Below are 18,056 nucleotides of genomic sequence, written 5' to 3'. Positions count from 1 at the left end.
GCATAGCACCGGGGACAGGGGCGCTTAAGCTGCCCCTGTCGCAAATGCGTCAGAAGTCATCGCAAATCCGCCGCAGCGCTTGGCCGGCGGCCCGCTTGACGCCACTATCCCACTGTCATGCCGTTTTTATTCTATCGGTCCAATTTGACGTGCGGTGCAATAGGGGCTAGTTCAAGCCAAACCCGGCACCCTAAGTATCGCAACGTATAAGGCACGCCATGAACGTCAGCGTCTTCGATCTGTTCAAGATCGGCATCGGTCCCTCAAGCTCGCACACGGTCGGGCCGATGATCGCTGCGTGCCGCTTCGCCTCGCATATCGAAGACGCCAATCTGCTGAGCTTCGTGCGTCGCGTCAAGGTCGAGCTGTTCGGCTCGCTCGGTGCGACCGGGAAAGGGCATGGCACGGACAAGGCGGTGCTGCTCGGCCTCGAAGGCAATCTGCCCGATCTGATCGACCCGGACGTGATCGAACCGCGCCTGCAGGCGATTCGCGAAACGAAGCAACTGGTGCTGCTCGGCAAGCATCCGGTCAAATTCGACGAGCGCGAGCAGCTCGGCTTCTTCCGCAAGCTGATGCCGGGCGCGCCGGGCTCGAGCATCGTGCATCCGAACGGCATGCGTTTTCAGGCCTTCGACGAAAACGGCCAGTTGCTGGTGGAGAAAGAGTATTACTCGATCGGCGGCGGCTTTGTGATCAATCGCGAAGGCGACCGCGTCAATGGCCTGCGCGCTGGCGCCGAAGTGCCGTTCCCGTTCCGGACCGGCGACGATCTGATGCGTGTGTGCCGCGAAACCGGTTTGTCGATCGCCGAGGTCACGCTGCGCAACGAATGCGCTTCGCGCACCGAACAGGAAGTGCGCGAAGGGCTGCTGACGATCTGGCGCGTCATGTCCGCCTGTGTCGAACGTGGCTGCAAGGTGCGTGGCGAGTTGCCCGGCCCGATGCACGTGAAGCGCCGCGCGGCCGACCTGTGCGCGCAATTGCGTTTCCGTTCGGAAGAATCGCTGCGCGATCCGCTGTCGATGCTCGACTGGGTCAATCTCTACGCCATGGCCGTGAACGAAGAAAACGCCGCGGGCGGGCGCGTCGTCACGGCGCCGACCAACGGCGCGGCCGGCGTGATTCCCGCAGTGCTGCATTACTACGTGAAGTTCATGCATGCGTCGAACGACGAAGGCATCGTCACCTTCCTGCTGACCGCTGCGGCAATCGGCATCATCTACAAGGAAACCGCTTCGATCTCGGGCGCCGAGGTGGGCTGCCAGGGCGAGGTCGGCGTTGCGTGCTCGATGGCCGCCGCGGCGCTGGCCGCCGTGATGGGCGGCACGCCGACGCAAGTGGAAAACGCCGCCGAGATCGGCATGGAACACAACCTCGGCATGACCTGCGACCCGGTTGGCGGGCTCGTGCAGATTCCCTGTATCGAACGTAACGCGATGGGCGCGATCAAGGCGCTCAACGCGGCGCGCATGGCGATGAAGGGCGACGGCCAGCACTACGTGTCGCTCGATAACGTGATCAAGACGATGCGTGAAACCGGCGCGGACATGAAGACCAAATACAAGGAGACGTCGCGCGGTGGACTCGCCGTGAACGTCATCGAGTGTTGAACAAGTTAAGAATCAAAGAGTAACAACAGGACCCAAAGGACCAACAATGAGCCGCTATTCGATATTCAGCCTGTTGCGCAACGGGATGTCGTATCACGAGAACTGGGAGCGTCAGTGGAAGAGCCCGGAGCCCAAGCGTGAATACGACGTCGTGATCGTCGGCGGCGGCGGGCATGGCCTCGCCACTGCCTATTACCTCGCGAAGGAGCATGGCGTGCGCAATATCGCCGTGCTGGAGAAAGGCTGGATCGGTGGCGGCAATACCGCGCGCAATACGACCATCGTGCGCTCGAATTACCTGTGGGACGAATCGGCCGCGCTCTACGAGAAGGCGATGAAGCTGTGGGAAGGTCTGTCGCAAGACCTGAACTACAACGTGATGTTCAGCCAGCGCGGCGTGATGAACCTCGCGCACACATTGCAGGACGTGCGCGACACCGAGCGCCGCGTGAATGCAAACCGGCTGAACGGCGTGGATGCCGAATTCCTCACGCCGGAGCAGATCAAGGAAATCGAGCCGACCATCAATCTGAACAGCCGCTATCCGGTGCTCGGCGCGTCGATTCAACGCCGTGGCGGTGTAGCGCGCCACGATGCGGTGGCGTGGGGCTTCGCACGCGGGGCGGATCAGCATGGTGTCGATATCGTGCAGAACTGCCAGGTCACGGGGATTCGCCGCGACGGCAGCCAGGTGGTCGGCGTGGATACCACCAAGGGTTTCATCAAGGCGAAGAAGGTTGCGGTGGTTGCGGCGGGTAATACGTCGTCGCTCGCCGATATGGCGGGTATCCGCTTGCCTCTGGAGAGCCATCCTTTGCAGGCTTTGGTCTCGGAGCCGATCAAACCGGTCGTCAATACGGTGGTGATGTCGAACGCGGTGCACGCGTACATCAGCCAGTCAGACAAGGGCGATCTGGTGATCGGTGCGGGCGTCGATCAGTACACTGGCTTCGGTCAGCGCGGCAGCTTTCAGATCATCGAAGGCACGCTCGAAGCGATCGTTGAAATGTTCCCGGTGTTTTCGCGTGTGCGGATGAACCGCCAGTGGGGCGGCATCGTGGACGTGTCGCCGGATGCGTGCCCGATCATCAGCAAGACCGACGTGAAGGGGCTTTATTTCAATTGCGGCTGGGGCACGGGCGGCTTCAAGGCGACGCCTGGTTCGGGTTGGGCCTATGCACACACGATCGCGAAGGACGAGCCGCATCCGCTGAACGCGCCGTTTTCGCTGGATCGTTTTTACACCGGTCATCTGATCGACGAGCACGGCGCTGCCGCTGTTGCCCACTGACTTTGCAATGAATTGCTTGGGACCGGAGTAAGCGCTAAAGCGCCAACTCCGGTCGACACAGGAGAACCAGATGCTGCTGATCGAATGCCCTTGGTGCGGACCACGCGCCGAAACCGAATTTTCCTGCGGCGGCGAAGCCGATATTGCGCGTCCGCTCGACACCGACAAGCTCACCGACAAGGAATGGGGCGACTACCTGTTCATGCGCAAGAATTCGCGCGGCGTGCATCGCGAGCAATGGATGCACACGCAAGGATGCCGCCGCTGGTTCAAGGCCCAGCGCGACACCGTGAGCTACGAGATTCAGGGCTACGAGACGTTCGAACGTCCGCTGCTCGCGATGGACAGCAACGAGGCTAACGCACAAGACAAGGCACACGAGGGCAAGGCACCATGAGCCAGAAAGACCGACTCCCCAGCGGCGGGCGCATCAACCGCGCGATCGTACTGAACTTCACGTTCAACGGGCGCAAGTATCAGGGCTATCAGGGCGACACGCTCGCGTCCGCGCTGCTCGCGAACGGCGAACACTTCGTGGCGCGTAGCTGGAAGTACCACCGGCCGCGCGGCATCGTGACGGCGGGTGTGGAAGAGCCGAATGCGGTCGTGCAGCTCGAAACCGGGGCATACACGGTGCCGAACGCGCGCGCGACTGAAGTGGAGTTGTATCAGGGACTCGTCGCGACCAGCGTGAACGCGCAGCCGAGCATCGAGAAAGACCGCATGGCGATCAACCAGAAGTTCGCACGCTTCATTCCGGCGGGCTTCTACTACAAGACCTTCATGTGGCCGCGCAAATTCTGGCCGAAATATGAGGAAGTGATTCGCGATGCAGCCGGTCTCGGCAAGGCGCCTGAGCAAACCGATGCGGACCGCTACGACAAGTGCTTTGCGCATTGCGACGTGTTGGTGGTCGGCGGTGGTCCGACGGGGCTGGCGGCTGCGCATGCGGCGGCATTGTCCGGCGCACGCGTGACGCTGATCGACGATCAGCCGGAACTCGGCGGCTCGCTGCTGTCGTGCCGTGCGGAGATCGACGGCAAACCGGCGCTGCAATGGGTCCACAAGATCGAGGACGAGTTGCGGCAGATGCCCGATGTGAAGATCCTGTGCCGCAGCACCGCATTCGGTTACCAGGACCATAACCTCATCACCGTCACGCAGCGGCTCACCGAGCATCTGCCGGTGTCGCAGAGAAAGGGTACGCGCGAACTGATGTGGAAGATCCGTGCGAAACGCGTGATTCTCGCAACAGGCGCGCATGAGCGGCCGATCGTGTTCGGCAACAACGATCTGCCGGGCGTGATGCTGGCCTCGGCTGTGTCGACCTATCTGCATCGCTATGCGGTGCTGCCGGGCCGCAATGCCGTGGTGTTCACGAACAACGACGACGGCTATCAATGCGCGCTCGATCTGAAAGCGGCCGGTGCCCAGGTGACGGTCGTCGATCCGCGCGCGGCCGAATCGAAGGGCACGCTGCCCGCGCTCGCACGGCGCTATGGTGTCAAGGTAATGAACGGTGTGGCTGTGACAGCGGCGCACGGCAAGCTGCGGGTTGCCTCGGTCGAAGTCGCGTCGTATTCGAACGGACAGGTCGGGGCGAAGCAGGGCGAGCTGCCCTGCGAGCTGCTCGCGATGTCCGGTGGCTGGAGTCCGGTGCTGCATCTGTTCGCGCAATCGGGCGGCAAGGCGCACTGGCATGACGACAAGGCGTGCTTCGTGCCGGGCAAAGCGATGCAGGCGGAGACCAGCGTTGGTGCGTGTGCCGGTGATTTCACGCTGGGACAGGGGATTCGCTTCGCGGTCGATGCCGGTGTCGAGGCGGCGGGTGCGGCGGGTCACATCGTTGCGCGGCCGAACCCGGTGCACGTGGCCGAGGTTACCGAAACGAAGATGCAACCGCTGTGGCTCGTCGGTGGCCGCGAACTCGCAACGCGCGGGCCTAAGCAGTTCGTCGACTTCCAGAACGACGTGTCGGCAGCCGATATTTTCCTCGCGGCGCGCGAAGGTTTCGAATCGGTCGAACACGTGAAGCGCTATACGGCGATGGGCTTCGGCACCGATCAGGGCAAGCTCGGCAACATCAACGGCATGGCGATTCTCGCGCAGGCACTCGGCAAGACGATTCCCGAAACCGGCACGACGACGTTCCGCCCGAACTACACGCCGGTTACGTTCGGCACGTTTGCAGGCCGCGAGCTGGGTGAGTTTCTCGATCCGGTGCGTAAGACCGCGGTGCACGAATGGCACGTGGAAAACGGCGCGGCGTTCGAGGACGTCGGCAACTGGAAGCGTCCCTGGTACTTCGCGAAGGCCGGCGAGGACATGCATGCCGCAGTGGCGCGCGAGTCGCTCGCGGTGCGCACGAGCGTCGGCATTCTCGACGCTTCGACGCTCGGCAAGATCGACATCCAGGGCCCCGATGCGGCGAAGCTGCTGAACTGGGTCTACACGAATCCGTGGAGCAAACTGGAAGTCGGCAAATGCCGCTATGGCCTGATGCTCGACGAAAACGGCATGATCTTCGACGACGGCGTGACCGTGCGTCTCGCCGACCAGCACTACATGATGACGACCACCACAGGCGGCGCGGCACGCGTGCTGACGTGGCTCGAACGCTGGCTGCAAACCGAGTGGCCGGACATGCGCGTGCGGCTCGCTTCCGTGACGGATCATTGGGCGACGTTTGCCGTGGTCGGCCCGAACAGCCGCAAGGTCTTGCAGAAGGTCTGCCACGACATCGACTTTGCGAACGCGGCGTTCCCGTTCATGAGCTATCGCGAAGGCACCGTGGCGGGTGCGGCATCGCGCGTGATGCGGATCAGCTTCTCGGGCGAACTGGCTTATGAAGTGAACGTTCCTGCGAACGTTGGTCGCGCGGTGTGGGAGGCGCTGATGGCCGCAGGCGCGGAATTCGACATCACGCCGTATGGCACCGAAACCATGCACGTGCTGCGTGCGGAGAAGGGCTACATCATCGTCGGCCAGGACACGGATGGGTCGATGACACCGTACGATCTCGGCATGGGCGGGCTGGTCGCGAAGTCGAAAGACTTCCTCGGCAAGCGTTCATTGACGCGCTCGGATACGGCGAAGGCGGGGCGTAAGCAACTGGTCGGACTGCTCGCGGACGATCCGTCGTTCGTGATCCCTGAAGGCTCGCAGATCGTCGCGGGTCCGTTCCAGGGCGATACCGCGCCGATGCTCGGTCACGTCACGTCGAGCTATTACAGCCCGATCCTGAAGCGCTCGATTGCAATGGCGGTGGTGAAGGGCGGCCTCGACAAGATCGGCGAAACGGTCACGATTCCGCTCGCGAGCGGCAGGCAGATTGCGGCCAAGGTCACCAGCTCGGTGTTCTACGACAGCGAAGGAGCACGTCAACATGTGGAATGAAACAAGAGGGACGGTGTCGGCAGTGGATCGCGCTGTCGGCCAGCAAACGGGCGTGTGGCAGGAGTCGCCGTTGGTGGGCGCGGATGCGCTGCTGAAGAAGCATCAAGCGACGGCGTCGGCGGCGTTCCGTTTGAGCGAGCGGCCGTTTCTGGAACTGGTGAACGTGCGTGGCGACACGCGTGACGCGGCGTTCGTGAGCGCGGTGGAAAGCGTGATCGGCTGCCGGCCGCCCGAGAAGGCGAACACCATTGTGCGCGGCAATGGCTACGACATGCTGTGGCTCGGCCCCGACGAGTGGCTGGTCCGCTCGGCCATGGCGCACGACGCGACGCGTACCGCGCCGTTGCAGGCGAAACTCGGCGCGGCATTTGTGGGCGTGTTCGCGTCTGCGTTGGATATCGGCAGCGGCTATACGGTGCTCGAAATCAGCGGCACGCGTACGCGTGAAGTGCTGGCGCGCGGTTGCCCGCTCGACCTGCATCCGAAACTGTTCGGCGAAGGGCAGTGCGCACAGAGTCACTACTTCAAGGCATCGATGACGCTGTTGCCCACCGGCACGGACAGCTTCGATATCGTCGTGCGCCGCAGCTTTGCGGACTACTTCGTGAAGATCATGCTCGATGCGGCTGAGCCGCTGATGTCGTGAAGTGCGGCGGGCGGTGTCTTGCTGGTGAGGCACCGCTCGCGGCTCTCCCGACCACCGACTGACATGACGTCGACACGTCTAGCCACCGCGCGTCTAACCGAACGCGCGTGCCGACAGGGCGATGCCCATGCCGCGCTCGCTCTGCTCGATCAAAGCATCGTACTGCGGCACCGGCGTATCGCGCTGATCCGCTATCTCCTCGCGCAGCAGTTGGGCGCACCGCTGCAGTCGCGGCATCACGAATACGTTGAGAAGATTGCCGCTCGCTTGAGTGCGGATGCGCTTGCGCGGATTGCCGGCGCTGCGCGGGCGCGGTTGCGACCCTAACGACGCCCTCGTTCCATCCCGATGACGTATTCCTTCTATGTGGCCGATTTATGTCGGCGTCTACTGAATACGCACTGATCGGAACGTCCACGCGGCAGCCGCCGCATCAACGAGGGCATGACATGTCTACCGTTTTTCAGCCTCGCGCGAGCGCAGCCGCCAGACTCGAACGCCTGCCGTTCTCCGGATATCACCGGACCATTTTCATCATCATCGCGATCGCGTTCTTTTTCGACTCGGTCGATCTCGGCACGATGACCTTCGTGCTCGGTTCGATCAAGAGCGAATTTCATTTGTCGAGCGCGACGGCGGGGTTGGTCGCGAGTGCGAGCTTCTTCGGCATGGTGATCGGCGCAGCGGTTGCCGGATTGCTGGCCGATCGCTTCGGACGGCGCCCCGTGTTTCAGTGGAGCATGGTGCTGTGGGGGCTCGCGTCGTATCTGTGCTCGACCGCACAGAGCGTCGAGGCGCTGATTTTCTATCGCGTGCTGCTCGGTTTCGGCATGGGCATGGAGTTTCCCATCGCGCAGACGCTCTTGTCCGAATTCGTACCTGCCAGGTCACGTGGACGACTGATCGCGTTGATGGATGGCTTCTGGCCGCTCGGATTTATCACGGCGGGCGTGGTGTCGTATTTCGTGTTGCCGACGTTCGGGTGGCGCACCGAGTTCGCGCTGCTGGCGATTCCCGCCGTGTTCGTGCTGATCGTGCGCCGTGTCGTGCCGGAATCGCCGCGCTGGCTGGAACATCGGGGACGCCTCGCCGAGGCGGACAAAATCCTCGCCGAAGTCGAAGTGAAGGTGATGAAAGCGACCGGACTGAGCCAGTTGCGCGCACCGGTGATGCTGCAGGAACCGCCGGCAGCGAAGGGCACGAGTGCGTTCCGCGAGATCTGGAGCGTGGCTTACCGCCGTCGCACGATCATGGTGTGGACGTTGTGGTTCTTCGCGTTGTTGGGATTTTATGGGCTGACGTCGTGGCTCGGCGCGCTGATGCAACAAGCGGGCTTTGCGGTGACGAAGTCGGTGCTGTACACGGTGCTGATTTCGCTCGGCGGGATTCCGGGTTTCATCTGCGCAGCGTGGCTGGTCGAACGCTGGGGACGTAAGCCGACCTGTATCGCGTCGTTGACCGGCAGCGCAGTGATGGCCTATGTCTACGGACAAACCGCGCTGCACGCGCAAACGCCGACGCTGCTGATCTGCGCCGGACTTGCGATGCAGTTTTTTTTGTTTGCGATGTGGGCGGTGCTTTACACCTATACGCCTGAGCTTTATGGCACGGGAGCGCGGGCTACGGGGTCAGGGTTTGCATCGGCGATTGGCCGCGTGGGGTCGTTGATCGGCCCTTATGTGGTCGGCGTGGTGCTGCCGATGTTCGGGCAGGGTGGCGTGTTTTCGCTTGGCGCGATGTGTTTTGTGATCGCTGCTGCAGCTGTATGGACTATGGGGATCGAGACGCGTGGGCTGGCGCTGGAGACTTTGGTGTCTGGAGCAGTTGAGTCGGACGCGCAGGGAGTGTTGAGTCCTGCGCGGGAGTGACGCTTGCCGAGTGTCCTGTCCCGTTCGAGAATGACCGCTTGTCCTCTGACCGAACCCCAAAAAAAGGCCGCGAAATATTCGCGGTCTTTTTACTGGCGCCAGGTTCGACGGTTAGTGTCGACGCGGATTAAACCGCCGCTACGTCACGCTTCCGCGAAGCCATCCCATTCGCCACGAAGTAAGGCGTCTCCACCCGCGCCAGAGTCTTCCGTCCGCGAATCTGATCTGCGATCTTCTCCGCAAGCATGATCGTCGGCGCGTTCAGATTGCCGGTTGTGATCTGCGGCATGATCGACGCATCGACCACTCGCAACGCATCGAGCCCATGCACGCGTCCCTCGTTATCCACCACAGCCATATCGTCATAACCCATCTTGCACGAGCACGACGGATGAAATGCGGTCTCCGCACGCATGCGCACGAAAGCATCGAGTTGCTCATCGGTAGTCAACTCCGCGCCCGGATTCAACTCCCGGCCGCGATAGCGATCCAAAGCCGGCTGCCGCATGATCTCGCGCGTAATACGGATCCCGTCACGGAATTCCCGCCAGTCGAGCGGATCGGCCATGTAATTGAACAGGATGCTCGGATGCGCGGCAGGATCGCGTGACGTGAGCTTCACACGACCACGGCTTGGCGAACGCATCGAGCCGACATGCGCCTGGAAACCGTGCATCTTGATCGCGTTGGAACCGTTGTAGTTGATCGCGACGGGCAGGAAGTGATACTGGATGTTCGGCCACAGATCCTCATCGCGGGTACGGATGAAGCCGCCCGCTTCGAACTGATTGCTCGCGCCAATACCCGTGCCGTTAAGCATCCATTCAAGTCCGATGGCCGGCTGATTCCACCATTGCAACGCGGGATACAGCGAAACCGGCTCCTTGCATTCGTACTGGATGTACATCTCCAGATGGTCCTGCAGGTTTTCGCCGACGCCTGGCAGATCGTGCACGAGCGGCACGTCGAGCTCGCGCAGCCACGTCGAACGGCCTACGCCCGAGCGCTGCAACAATTGCGGCGAGGCAATCGCGCCGCTGCACACCAGCACTTCGCGGCGTGCATGCGCTGTCTCGGCATTGCCGTGACGCAGATACGTGACGCCGATCGCGCGCTTGCCCAGGAACAGCACGCGATCGGTCATGGCATGCGTCACGATGGTGAGATTCGGGCGCGTCTTGGCGCGATCCAGATAGCCGCGCGCGGTGCTGGCGCGTCGGCCGTTCGCTGTGACCGTGCGATCCATCGGGCCGAAGCCTTCCTGCTGATAGCCGTTGAGGTCGTCGGTACGCGGAAAACCCGCCTGCACGCCGGCCTCGACCATTGCCGCGAACAAGGGATTGTTGCCGGGCTTGCTCGTCGTCACATGGACCGGGCCGTCGCCGCCGTGATACGCGTTCGCGCCGACATCGCGTGTCTCGGCTTTGCGGAAGTACGGCAGGCAATCCAGATAGGTCCAGTTTTCCAGCCCGGGGCGGCCGGCCCACCCGTCGTAATCGAGCGCGTTGCCGCGGATATAGCACATACCGTTGATCAGCGACGAACCGCCGAGCCCTTTGCCGCGTCCGCACTCCATGCGACGGTTGTTCATATGCGGCTCGGGGTCGGTTTCATACGCCCAGTTATAGCGCCGACCTTGCAACGGATAGGCGAGGGCCGCGGGCATCTGCGTGCGGAAATCAAAGCGGTAGTCGGGGCCGCCTGCTTCGAGGAGCAGCACGGTCACATCCGCGTCTTCGGTCAGGCGAGAGGCGAGCACGTTGCCCGCTGAACCCGCGCCGACGATGATGTAGTCGTATTCGTTCGAAGCCATCCCCAACACTCCTTAGAACACCGGTTGATACGGGCCGAGTTCGACCTGCACGGACTTGATGCGCGTGTAGTGTTCGAGCGTGGTGATGCCGTTCTCACGGCCGACGCCCGATTGCTTGTAGCCGCCCACCGGCATTTCCGCGGGCGACTCGCCCCAGGTGTTGATCCAGCAGATACCCGCTTCGAGTCGATGGATCACGCGATGCGCACGCGCCAGATTCTCGGTGACAACGCCCGCAGCAAGACCGTAAGCGGTGTTATTGGCGCGCGAGATCACTTCGTCTTCGTCGTTGAAAACGAGGATGCTCATCACCGGGCCGAAGATTTCTTCGCGCACGATCCGCATGTCGTCATGGCAGCCGGTGAAAACCGTCGGTTCGACGTACTGGCCGTTGCCGAAATGGCCTTCCGTCAGCCGCTTGCCGCCGGCAATGAGCCGCGCGCCTTCCTGCACGCCGCTCTCGATGTAGCCGAGCACTTTCTGCAATTGCGAGGCGCTGACCAGCGGGCCGAAGTTGGTGTCGACGTCCGTGGGCGCGCCGACGCGAATTCGCTTTACACGTTCCAGCGCCAGCGCTTCGAACCGTTCCAGCACGCTACGCTGCACGAATACACGTGTACCGTTCGTGCAGACCTGGCCGGAGCTGAAGAAGTTGGCGCTCATCGCGATGTCGGCGGCCCGTTCGAGGTTGGCGTCGTCGAAGACGAGCAGGGGGGACTTGCCGCCAAGTTCCATCGTCACTTCTTTGAGCGACGAGGCGCCCGCCAGCGACATCACCTTCTTGCCCGTTTCAACGCCACCGGTGAATGAAATCTTTTCGATGTCCGGATGCGCGGCGAGCATCGCCCCCACGCGGCCGTCGCCTTGCACGACGTTGAACACGCCGGCCGGTACACCGGCTTCGGTATAAATCTCGGCGAGTTTCAACGCGGACAGCGGCGTGATCTCGCTCGGCTTGAAGATCATCGCGTTGCCGGCTGCCAGGGCGGGCGCCGATTTCCAGCACGCAATCTGGATCGGATAATTCCATGCACCAATTCCAGCACACACACCCAGCGGTTCACGCCGCGTATAGACAAACGACGAAGGCCGCAGCGGAATCTGCTGACCTTCGATGGCGGTCGCCAACCCTGCGTAGTACTCGATCACGTCCGCGCCGGTGACGATATCGACCGCCCGGGTCTCCGCAATCGCCTTGCCGGTGTCGCGTGTTTCGAGTGCGGCGAGTTCGTCATTGCGTTCACGAAGGATCTCGACCGCGCGGCGCAAGATGCGCGAGCGCTGCATCGCCGTGAGCGCGGCCCACTCGCGTTGGCCGTCGCGTGCGGATTGCACCGCGCGATCCACGTCGGCCGCTGAGGCTTGTTGCACGGCGGCGAGCGTTTCGCCCGTGGCGGGGTCGAGCGTGTCGAAGGTCTCGCCACTGGTCGCGTTGACGTAGGCGCCGCCTATGTAGAGACGTTGCGTTTCGAATACCGCCATGAGTTGCTCCTTTTCTGTAAATGTCACCGGTCTAGCTGCGTGCTTCCAGCACCAGATCGATGTATTCGTTCGCGACGCGCAGCGCCGCCTTGGTATCGAACGGCTCACCGGACAAAGCACCGCGCAGCCACAGCCCGTCGATCAACGCCGCGAGGCCGCTCGCCGCACGGCGCGCCGCCGGACGCGGCAGCGCTTTAGAAAAATCCGCACACAGGTTCGAGTTCAAACGCCGCGTGTTCACGTATTGAAGCCGCCGCAATTGCGGCTTATGCATGCTCTCGGACCAGAAAGCGAGCCACGTTTTCATGACCGGGCCGCTGGTCTGCTCGGCGTCGAAATTCGCCGCAACGACCGCGCGCAATTTCGAGCGCGGATCCGCCTTCGCTGCACGGCGACGTCTTGACGTGGCTTGCCACAGATCGCGCAGCACATGGCGCATGGTGGCTTCGAGCAAACCGTCCTTGTCGCCGAAATAGTGACTGACGATGCCGGTGGAAATGCTCGCGCGCTGCGCGACCGAAGCGAGCGTCGCACCGGCGAGGCCCGTCTGGTCGATGGTCAGCAGGGTTGCGTCGATCAGTTGGGCGCGGCGGATTTCGCGCATTCCAAGTTTGGGCATGGTGCTGGAGGCGGCAGGCGCAGGCCGGCCGCCCAAGTGTTCGATGGGGAATACTAGTTTTTTTATATTGAACGGTCAATCAATAAAAACCGGGTTGCATCAGCGTGGGCATGGGTTGCGCCCGGCGTGTCGGTTCCTGCCAAACCGGTGTCGTGTTCGGTACATGTCCTTTGTTTCAGCGGGCGCTACGCTCGTTGAACGGCGCGTCACGTAGAGTCAGGCGCGCCGCTCACGAGACATGGAGACAGACAAATGAGCAGCAATCGCGGCGTCGTGTATCTAGGGCAGGGCAAGGTGGAAGTTCAGTCGATCGACTTCCCGAAGATGGTCGATCCGCGTGGCCGGTCAATCGGTCACGGCGTGATCCTGAAGGTGGTCAGCACGAATATTTGCGGCTCCGATCAGCACATGGTGCGCGGCCGCACGACCGCCGAGGTCGGCCTCGTACTCGGTCACGAGATCACCGGCGAGGTGATCGAGGTGGGCCGCGACGTTGAAACGTTGAAGGTCGGCGACCTAGTGTCGGTGCCGTTCAACGTCGCTTGCGGACGCTGTCCGACTTGCAAGGCGCAGCACACCGGCGTGTGCCTGAACGTGAATCCGTCGCGGGCGGGTGGCGCTTATGGCTACGTCGACATGGGCGGCTGGATCGGCGGCCAGGCCGAGTACGTGCTGGTGCCGTACGCCGACTTCAATCTGCTGAAATTCCCCGACCACGCTCAGGCAATGTCGAAGATCCGCGACCTGACGTGCCTGTCCGACATTCTGCCGACCGGCTATCACGGCGCGGTGATGGCGGGTGTGAAGCCCGGCGCTACGGTCTACATTGCAGGCGCGGGGCCGGTGGGAATGGCCGCCGCCGCTTCGGCGCGCTTGCTGGGCGCGGCCTGCACGATCGTCGGCGATATGAATGAGGCGCGTCTGGCGCATGCTCGCAAGATGGGTTTCCAGACCATCGACCTTTCGAAGGACGCGACGCTCGGCGAGCAGATCGAACAGATTCTTGGCAAGCCCGAAGTGGATTGCGCGGTGGACTGCGTCGGTTTCGAGGCGCATGGTCATGGCAGCAGCGGTTCGCATGAGGAAGCGCCGGCCACGGTGCTCAATTCGCTGATGGAAATCACGCGAGCTGCGGGCGCGATCGGCATTCCGGGTCTGTATGTAACGGACGATCCGGGCGCCACCGATGCCGCCGCCCGCAAAGGCAGCCTGAGCATCCGTTTCGGCCTCGGCTGGGCCAAGTCGCACTCGTTCCACACCGGGCAGACGCCGGTGATGAAGTACAACCACAATCTGATGCAGGCGATCCTGTGGGACCGCTTGCCGATTGCGGATATCGTGAACGTGACGGTTGTCTCGCTCGACCAGGCCCCGGACGGTTACCGGCAGTTCGATGGCGGCGCGCCGAAGAAGTTTGTGATCGACCCGCACGGGCTGTTGAAAGCGGCTTAAGGGCGGAAAGGGACCGCCTTCGCGGTCCTGCCTGAGACTTTGTCACGCAAGGCAGAACAGCGTGATCACGACGCATGCGCTGAGCGGGTTCCCGTTCGACGCATGTGTTGTGTTCTCAGGCGGTGAAGTTATCAATCAGTGAGGCAATCGACTCAAGCCGCCATGACGGGCGCTGCCGCCAGCGACGGCGCCTGCTTGCGCCGTTCGCGCGTCGGCGCGGTGCCGAACGCGTCGCGATAGCTCTTCGAGAAGTGGCAAGCCGACTGGAAGCCGCAAGCCATCGTGATGTGCATGATCGACATGTCGGTCTGCAGCAGCAACTCGCGGGCGCGCCGCAAGCGCAGCGTCAGATAGTAATGCGTCGGCGTCATCCCGAGATGTTCGCGGAACAGGCGCTGCAATTGCCGCTGTGACATGCCGGCGAGTCGTGCGAGTTCTTCGCGCGAAAGCGGCTCTTCGATGTTGTTTTCCATCAGCGAGATCACTTCGAAGAGCGACTTGTTGGCCGATCCAAGTCGCGCCACCAGCGGCATTTTCTGTTGGGCGCTGTTATCGCGCACGTGTTCGACGATGAACTGCTCCGCGATCTGTGTGACGCGCGCTGTACCGACCCGCGGCGTGATCAGGTTGAGCATCATGTCGAGCGGCGCCACGCCACCCGTGCACGTGACGCGATCGCGATCGATCACGAACAGTTCTTTCAGAAAGCGCGTGTCGGGAAACTCTTCCTTGAGCGCCGACATGTTCTCCCAGTGAATCGCACACGCGTAACCGGCCAGCAAGCCGGCACGCGCCAGCGCATAGGTGCCGGTGCACAGGCTGCCGAGCACGCTGCCCATGCGGGCGAAGCGGCGCAGCGCGACGAGGTGGGCAGGGGTGGTGGCGCGCTGCACGTCGATACCGCCGACCACGAACACGATATCCGGCTGACCGACACACTCGACCGGACCGGTATCGACCGAGAGGCCGTTGCTCGCCATCACCGGGCCGCCTTCGGGACTCACAATCGACCAGCGGTAAAGCGTTTGTCCAGTCAGGTAGTTCGCCATGCGGAGAACTTCGATCGCGTTGGTGAACGCGATCATCGTGAAGTTCGGCACCGGCATGAATGCAAAGTGCGACAGCGACGCCGTGCGATCGGTGGACATGGGGGAAATGAATCCTTCGAATCTGTAATGTCGCGTCGCCGTGGGGGGCGGCGACTCCTGCAATTTTGAGGACGAGCGCAACTAACGTGCCATCAGGCTAAACCCTCGGTTGCGCATCAATACAGTCGGATCGCTACACGAACGGCACCAGAACGGAGCTACCTGAGTCCACACGCGCACCCGAACTGCGCACAACGATCAGCTGCAGTGCAGCAAAAGCGCGAACAGCTAACGATCGTTCGAAACCTGCCATCGTGACTTGTCGAAAAAGGTCGCTCATGGCGGAAAAGGCAAAGAACGCGTCTGAATTCGTAAATTGGCGCGCGGGGCGAGAGTCAAGAATAGACCCAATGCAGACCGGTGGCAGCAGGGCTTCACAGCCCGATCAGCAGCCCGCTTCATAGCCAGGCTTCACAGCCGCTTCCGGTCCTTCGCCAACCACCCCACGGACTTTCCATGTCGAACCCGAATCCTTTCTTCGAAGAATCGCTGGCCACGCGTGACGCGGCGGTGCGCGGCGCCATTTTGAAAGAGCTGGAGCGCCAGCAGTCGCAAGTCGAATTGATCGCGTCGGAAAACATCGTGTCGCGCGCGGTGCTCGAAGCGCAGGGCTCGGTGCTGACCAACAAATACGCGGAAGGATATCCGGGCAAGCGCTATTACGGCGGGTGCGAATACGCCGACGTGGTCGAAACGCTGGCGCTCGATCGCATCAAGCAGATTTTCAACGCGAAATTCGCCAACGTGCAGCCGCATTCCGGCGCGCAGGCCAACGGCGCCGTGATGCTCGCCTTGGTGAAGCCGGGCGACACGGTGCTCGGCATGTCGCTCGACGCGGGCGGCCACCTGACCCACGGCGCCAAGCCGGCAATGTCGGGTAAGTGGTTCAACGCGGTCCAATACGGCGTGAATCGCGACACGATGCTGATCGATTACGAGCAGATCGAGGAACTCGCGCAGCAGCACAAACCGGCGCTGCTGATCGCGGGCTTTTCGGCTTATCCGCGCGCATTGGATTTCGCACGGTTGCGCGCGATCGCCGATGGCGTGGGCGCGAAGCTGATGGTGGATATGGCGCACATCGCCGGGATTATCGCGGCCGGCCGCCACCAGAATCCGGTCGAGCACGCGCATGTCGTCACGTCGACCACGCACAAGACGTTGCGCGGGCCGCGCGGCGGCTTTGTTCTGACGAATGACGAAGACATCGCCAAGAAGATCAACTCTGCCGTGTTCCCGGGCTTGCAGGGTGGCCCGCTGATGCATGTGATCGCCGGCAAGGCGGTGGCGTTCGGCGAGGCGCTGCAACCGGGTTTCAAAACCTACATCGATAACGTGCTCGCGAATGCGCAGGCACTCGGCGAAGTGTTGAAGGCGGGTGGCGTCGATCTGGTCACGGGCGGCACGGACAACCATCTGCTGCTGGTCGATCTGCGCCCGAAGGGCCTCAAAGGCAATCAGGTCGAACAGGCGCTGGAACGCGCAGGCATCACCTGCAATAAGAACGGCATTCCTTTCGACACCGAGAAGCCGACTGTCACTTCCGGCGTTCGCCTCGGCACCCCGGCGGGCACGACGCGCGGCTTTGGCGTGAGTGAGTTCCGCGAAGTCGGGCGGCTGATCGTCGAGGTGCTCGACGCGCTGCGTGATCACCCGGAAGGCCATGCCGCAACAGAACAACGCGTGCGCCGCGAGATTTTCGCGCTGTGCGAACGCTTTCCCATCTACTAAGCACGCCTGGAGCAAACGATGAGCACTCTGCACGACAACAGCATCATCATCGACGGCCTGAACATTTCGAAGTTCGAGCGTTCGGTGTTCGAGGACATGCGCAAGGGCGGCGTAACCGCAGTGAACTGCACAGTGTCGGTCTGGGAAAGCTTCCAGAAAACCGTCGACAACATCGCCGAGATGAAGCAGCAGATCCGCGAATACGGCGAGATCCTGACCCTCGTGCGCACCACCGACGACATCTTGCGTGCGAAGAAAGAGAACAAGACCGGCATCATTTTTGGTTTCCAGAACGCGCATGCGTTCGAAGACAACCTCGGCTATATCGAGGCCTTCAAGGACCTCGGCGTGAACGTGGTCCAGCTTTGCTACAACACGCAGAATCTGGTCGGCACGGGCTGCTATGAACGCGACGGCGGTCTGTCGGGCTATGGCCGTGAAGTGATTCAGGAGATGAATCGCGTCGGCATCATGGTCGACCTCTCGCATGTGGGCGGCAAGACGTCGTCCGAAGCGATCGCGGCCTCGAACAAGCCGGTGTGCTACTCGCATTGCTGCCCGTCGGGCCTGAAAGAGCATCCGCGCAACAAGAGCGACGAGCAACTCAAAGAGATCGCCGATGCAGGCGGTTTCGTTGGTGTGACGATGTTTGCGCCGTTCCTGAAGCGCGGCCCGGACGCGACCGTCGAAGACTATATCGAAGCAATCGAATACGTGGTGAACCTGATCGGCGAAGACCAGGTCGGCATTGGTACGGACTTCACGCAAGGCTATAGCACTGAGTTCTTCGACTGGATCACGCACGACAAGGGCCGTTATCGCCAGTTGACGAACTTCGGCAAAGTGGTGAATCCGGAAGGCATTCGCACGATCGGCGAGTTTCCGAACCTGACGGCCGCGATGGAACGCGCAGGCTGGAGCGAGACGCGCATCAAGAAGATCATGGGTGAAAACTGGGTGCGCGTGTTCGGCGAAGTCTGGAAGGTCTGATTCGCCA

The 18,056-nt window shown here is 62.2% G+C and carries 14 protein-coding genes; 10 read left to right on the top strand and 4 right to left on the bottom strand.

The genetic code is table 11. The annotated features are described in order from the left end of the window. Window positions 1–218 precede the first annotated feature (218 nt). The 7 genes from M0D67_RS30905 (at window position 219) to M0D67_RS30875 (ending at window position 8,814) form a co-directional block, all read left to right on the top strand. Window positions 219–1,613, top strand: coding sequence for an L-serine ammonia-lyase (locus M0D67_RS30905; RefSeq protein WP_154560708.1), 1,395 nt, complete (start codon window positions 219–221; stop codon window positions 1,611–1,613). Window positions 1,614–1,659: 46 nt separating this feature from the next. After that, window positions 1,660–2,904, top strand: a complete 1,245-nt coding sequence (locus tag M0D67_RS30900; protein WP_054038698.1) for a sarcosine oxidase subunit beta family protein — start codon at window positions 1,660–1,662, stop codon at window positions 2,902–2,904. A 70-nt stretch (window positions 2,905–2,974) separates the two neighbouring features. Beyond that, window positions 2,975–3,301: a sarcosine oxidase subunit delta gene (locus M0D67_RS30895; RefSeq protein WP_154560707.1), complete on the top strand. Its 327-nt coding sequence runs from the start codon at window positions 2,975–2,977 to the stop codon at window positions 3,299–3,301. Beyond that, on the top strand, window positions 3,298–6,300 hold the full coding sequence (locus M0D67_RS30890) for a sarcosine oxidase subunit alpha family protein (protein WP_154560706.1): 3,003 nt from the start codon (window positions 3,298–3,300) through the stop codon (window positions 6,298–6,300). Before M0D67_RS30895 ends, M0D67_RS30890 begins: the two co-directional genes overlap by 4 nt. After that, complete coding sequence (locus tag M0D67_RS30885; protein ID WP_154560705.1) at window positions 6,290–6,946, top strand: sarcosine oxidase subunit gamma; 657 nt, start codon at window positions 6,290–6,292, stop codon at window positions 6,944–6,946. Before M0D67_RS30890 ends, M0D67_RS30885 begins: the two co-directional genes overlap by 11 nt. 63 nt (window positions 6,947–7,009) lie before the next feature. Further along, complete coding sequence (locus M0D67_RS30880; protein ID WP_154560704.1) at window positions 7,010–7,273, top strand: hypothetical protein; 264 nt, start codon at window positions 7,010–7,012, stop codon at window positions 7,271–7,273. 122 nt (window positions 7,274–7,395) lie between these two features. Further along, on the top strand, window positions 7,396–8,814 hold the full coding sequence (locus M0D67_RS30875) for an MFS transporter (RefSeq protein WP_154560703.1): 1,419 nt from the start codon (window positions 7,396–7,398) through the stop codon (window positions 8,812–8,814). A 127-nt stretch (window positions 8,815–8,941) separates the two neighbouring features. On the opposite strand, the gene betA is transcribed toward M0D67_RS30875, so the two are convergent. Genes betA through betI form a run of 3 tightly spaced genes read right to left on the bottom strand, consistent with a single transcriptional unit; the run spans window position 8,942 to window position 12,728 of the window. Further along, window positions 8,942–10,627: a choline dehydrogenase gene (gene betA, locus M0D67_RS30870; RefSeq protein ID WP_154560702.1), complete on the bottom strand. Its 1,686-nt coding sequence runs from the start codon at window positions 10,625–10,627 to the stop codon at window positions 8,942–8,944. Between the two features lie 12 nt (window positions 10,628–10,639). After that, the gene (betB, locus tag M0D67_RS30865; protein ID WP_154560701.1) at window positions 10,640–12,109 is read right to left on the bottom strand and encodes a betaine-aldehyde dehydrogenase; all 1,470 of its coding nucleotides are present in this window, start codon (window positions 12,107–12,109) and stop codon (window positions 10,640–10,642) included. A 31-nt stretch (window positions 12,110–12,140) separates the two neighbouring features. Beyond that, window positions 12,141–12,728 carry a transcriptional regulator BetI gene (betI, locus tag M0D67_RS30860; protein ID WP_154560700.1) on the bottom strand — a complete coding sequence of 196 codons (588 nt, stop codon included), beginning with the start codon at window positions 12,726–12,728 and terminating at the stop codon, window positions 12,141–12,143. Window positions 12,729–12,980: 252 nt separating this feature from the next. On the opposite strand from betI, the gene fdhA reads away from it, so the two are divergent. Further along, a complete protein-coding gene (gene fdhA / locus M0D67_RS30855) occupies window positions 12,981–14,180 on the top strand; it encodes a formaldehyde dehydrogenase, glutathione-independent (protein WP_154560699.1) in 1,200 nt (399 codons plus the stop codon). Between the two features lie 152 nt (window positions 14,181–14,332). On the opposite strand, the gene M0D67_RS30850 is transcribed toward fdhA, so the two are convergent. Beyond that, window positions 14,333–15,328 carry a GlxA family transcriptional regulator gene (locus M0D67_RS30850; protein ID WP_154560698.1) on the bottom strand — a complete coding sequence of 332 codons (996 nt, stop codon included), beginning with the start codon at window positions 15,326–15,328 and terminating at the stop codon, window positions 14,333–14,335. A gap of 456 nt (window positions 15,329–15,784) precedes the next feature. Between M0D67_RS30850 and M0D67_RS30845 the strand changes: the two genes are divergently transcribed. Then, complete coding sequence (locus M0D67_RS30845; RefSeq protein WP_154560697.1) at window positions 15,785–17,059, top strand: serine hydroxymethyltransferase; 1,275 nt, start codon at window positions 15,785–15,787, stop codon at window positions 17,057–17,059. Window positions 17,060–17,077: 18 nt separating this feature from the next. Next, on the top strand, window positions 17,078–18,049 hold the full coding sequence (locus tag M0D67_RS30840) for a dipeptidase (RefSeq protein WP_007177107.1): 972 nt from the start codon (window positions 17,078–17,080) through the stop codon (window positions 18,047–18,049). Window positions 18,050–18,056 lie beyond the last annotated feature (7 nt).

The organism is Paraburkholderia sp. SECH4 (assembly GCF_030511745.1).
GTDB classification, from domain to species: Bacteria; Pseudomonadota; Gammaproteobacteria; order Burkholderiales; family Burkholderiaceae; genus Paraburkholderia; species Paraburkholderia madseniana.
Note: the sequence above shows the minus strand (reverse complement) of the source record. Positions and strands in the feature narration are given on the sequence as shown.